Genomic DNA, 3,384 nt, shown 5'->3' on the forward strand with positions numbered 1-3,384 from the left:
CAAAACTATAGATAACTAGGAATTATGGGTAGTGAAATTTCCCTCGAGTTTCAGAACAGAACTGCGGAGCTTGGCTTTCTAAAGTCGGTCTGTAAACATGCTGGGCAGCAAGCTCGATGCTGCATTTTGCTCGCAAGTCCAGCATCTGGGCTGACAAGTTTCCTGCAACACGCAGGTGAAAGTTTAGCCGGAGAAGACTGTTTGACTGTGTATGCGTCCAGTCTTCGATCCGGCCCGGCTTTGTTATTCCACAATTTTTTTAGTTCTCTTGAAAAACAAATGAAGGATATTTCGCAGAAAGTCGAACGTCCTGAGGTTCTAAGAAAATTCGTTCAGGACACGGTTGCCGGGGGCCTCGGTTTTTTAGTGCCAGGTGGTGGCATGCTTAAACCCGCGACAGATAAACTATTTGAAAGGATAAGGTCTAGCTACCACTCATCGGAAGGTGCAGCGCGATTTTCTGCTCTCGTTCAAGACCATCTTTCTGAGAAAAAGATCCTATTTCTGATCGACAATGCGCAAAATCTCGATTTTGAAGAATTTGATGTGTTCAGAGAATCAGTTGGTCAGAATTTTTCGAATGTGAGGTTTGTTCTGGGATTTGTCGACCGCCCAGACAGGCGTATTAATCACGACTATCTACAGGAGCGAATTCAGAGCACTGGGCAGCAGGTTATAGTGACAGACTTCCAATCTCCAGATGCATTTCTAGCAGAGGATCTATTGGAAGCCGCCGATCTTCCAAATTCACATTGTAAAATAGCTGAAATTCAAGCGTTGTGTGGTCAGAACGCACACAAAATAATTGCAGAAATTCATGCATGTGCTCGGCGAAAACGAGGTGATACATTGGAAGACTATTCAGCCGATCAAATTGCAGTTCTAAGATATCTTGTTGCAGCCGATCAACCGCTACCCTCTAAGTTTATTGAAACAGTGACCAAAAATGATCCAGCTATTTTTCTGCCGGAATCTTGGTCGCTTGTTGTTGCAATAAAACCTCTTCAAAACGCAGGAATCATTCAACGAATTAGTAGAGTTTCTGGATCTTCAATCATCAGATTGAATACAGATTCACACCCCATCCTACGAGACTTATCCGGAGATCCTGTAGCCCTACTGGCTGCTAAAAATATTCTCTATAGGACATCGACAAAATTTGACACTGAACAGCATGAAATCAGTGAATATTTGCTAGCACTGAATTTTAACCTAGCTTCCAAAATAGACAAAAAACGCGCGCCTAGATTTGCTTTGAGATTGGTGGAATGCGCAATTCGCTCAGGGAGTATTGAAACCGCTACACGCTTTGAGGAGGCGCTGCCAAATCCTGAACAAACCCAAGAACTATCTACTTACCTAGTTTCAATCGCATTTCTGATTGCGACCAAAAAATACCATCAAGCCTTGGATGCGCTTGAAGTGCCATTCAATAAAGGATGGAAAAGTGATGTAAGAGTAAAGGTATTTAGTGCAATTTGTTACGACCGCTGTCGTGACAACGCCTCAGCATTACACGAAGTAGACAGTCTACTTTCTCAAGAACTTGAACCTGAAGTGTTGTCGGTGCTCGGGGCTGTGAGAATGGCGAGCTTACAACATCTTTCCAGAATCGAGGACGCAAGAGTCTTCTATAGCTCGTTCAATAACCGGCCAGATAGGTCAGCAAATTATGGCTACTTTTTAAGAAACTCGGCGGCAGTTTTTCCTCATGACAAAGCGATAGAAATACTGGAACAGGCCTATCAATCATTCATGGTGCAAGGGGATGAATACGGTGCTCTCACCTGTCGCGTGAACATCGGATCCATGCATGCAAATTTTGGACACATTGAGAAGGCCATGATTGAATTCGACTATGGGTGCAGGGGATTGTCCCGCTTTGGTGTGGCACACATGGAGGAGGTAATATGTAACTTGGCCTTCAGCGAATTTTACCTTGGCCAGAAAGACAAAGCAGCTTCACGACTTGAGGAGCTGATAACATATGCTTCCGAAAACGTGCCAAAGCTATATGCGCTCAATCATTTGGCTCTGATTAGGCTAACTCAAGGACAAATCAAAGAAGCGGAAACAGCTCTGGATTTGGCCGATAATTTGCTTAAATCCAATCTCGTTCCGATTGCCTCCTTGAGGCACAGGCTTAATTCTGAACTTCTAAGAAATGCAATGGGTCAATCAAAATTGAACTCAAAAGACCTACCGCAACTAATCGCTGGAATGGATGGCCCCTTGCAAGTCATCGGTACAGAACAAATCGCAAAGATGGCCTCGGTTTGGGATATGCCGGACGCACTCAAGGTAACGCAGGTCTATAGCCCCGGATTTCTGGAGTATTGGTCTTTTGATGCGCTCGCACTTTTACCCGGGTCTTTTCTGCCTAAAGTGACTGTAGCATAATATGTGCGAAATAAGATCCCTTTGGGAAATACCCAACGAATTTGCTGAGAACATAAGACTTCCAAAGCTGCTGATGTCACAACAGATATTCATTTCTAGGAAAGCCAAACGTCCCGATTTCTTGTCGTACCGAAAATCCATCCTTGCGTAGTCGGTCGGTGCAATTGCGGAGAAAATCTTACTAGATGTTTCGGATAACTTCTTCTGGACTGATAAGTCATCTAATATCGAAAATGGCATAATATTTGTGGTTTGCAATTTGTCACCGTGTGTAATTATTGACGATTTCCTCTGGGTTTCAAGGAGCACTGCGGGCAAAATGTCTGATGGGAAGCCACCGATCACCGGAATGGTAATATTCTCCCCTGGAACAAACTGTTCAATGATCGCTTCCAGTCCGATATCAATCAACTGACTTGCTCGTAGGCTTGCATCAGTCCAAGTTACAGCAAAAGATTGCTCGTCAATATGCTCAGACCCTGCTCCGTTTCTTGGCTTCACAAAAAATGGTCCGGCGAAGGGTTCCGTTGATGGCATTTTCAGAGATTGTGATGCAACAATCCAAGGCGCCGTATCTACCCCAAGTGAGGAGGCAAGGTGCTTTGCCAAGTGTTTGTCTTCAGCAACAGCCCTGACTGAAGGATTGGAGCCAAGATAGGCTCTGCCAACAAATTCACATAATGCGGACACATAAACTTCTCCATTACGCATGGGGACGCGGTTCATGAGAGAAAAGATGTAGTCGGCATTTGTAATTTTTTGTTCAAGAAAGCTCTCATCGTCTGCGATCGACACATCTCCAACTAAAGTCTGGAGAACGCCTAAAACCTCTCGATGATAGCGTGGGTATTGCCCAAAACGTTTTGCGGAATTAACAGGGTTTTCCTTTACGTGTCGAGCAAGATACAGGAGACGAAAATCAGCTTGTGGCTCGAATTTTAATATGAAATTTGAATCCATAATTCCTAGTTATCTATAGTTTTG

General features: G+C 44.1%; 2 protein-coding genes. One reads left to right on the plus strand and one right to left on the minus strand.

Going from position 1 to position 3,384, the window contains the following annotated elements; all coding sequences use genetic code 11:
- The first annotated feature begins 24 nt into the window (after positions 1-24).
- On the plus strand, positions 25-2,400 hold the full coding sequence (locus AMM48_RS22000; RefSeq protein WP_102785827.1) for a tetratricopeptide repeat protein: 2,376 nt from the start codon (positions 25-27) through the stop codon (positions 2,398-2,400).
- Here the strand turns inward: AMM48_RS22000 and AMM48_RS22005 are convergent.
- Positions 2,362-3,360 (minus strand): hypothetical protein, encoded by a 999-nt coding sequence (locus AMM48_RS22005; protein ID WP_102785828.1) that lies wholly within the window; start codon positions 3,358-3,360, stop codon positions 2,362-2,364. The genes AMM48_RS22000 and AMM48_RS22005 overlap by 39 nt on opposite strands.
- Positions 3,361-3,384 lie beyond the last annotated feature (24 nt).

It is taken from the genome of Thalassospira sp. GB04J01, from assembly GCF_000751115.1.
GTDB classification, from domain to species: Bacteria; Pseudomonadota; Alphaproteobacteria; order Rhodospirillales; family Thalassospiraceae; genus Thalassospira; species Thalassospira lucentensis.

Bases quoted from the DNA above. Each gene is read 5' to 3' on its own strand.
- AMM48_RS22005 (WP_102785828.1), bottom strand. From the start codon at position 3,360: ATGGATTCAAATTTCATATTAAAATTCGAGCCACAAGCTGATTTTCGT.
- AMM48_RS22000 (WP_102785827.1), top strand. From the start codon at position 25: ATGGGTAGTGAAATTTCCCTCGAGTTTCAGAACAGAACTGCGGAGCTT.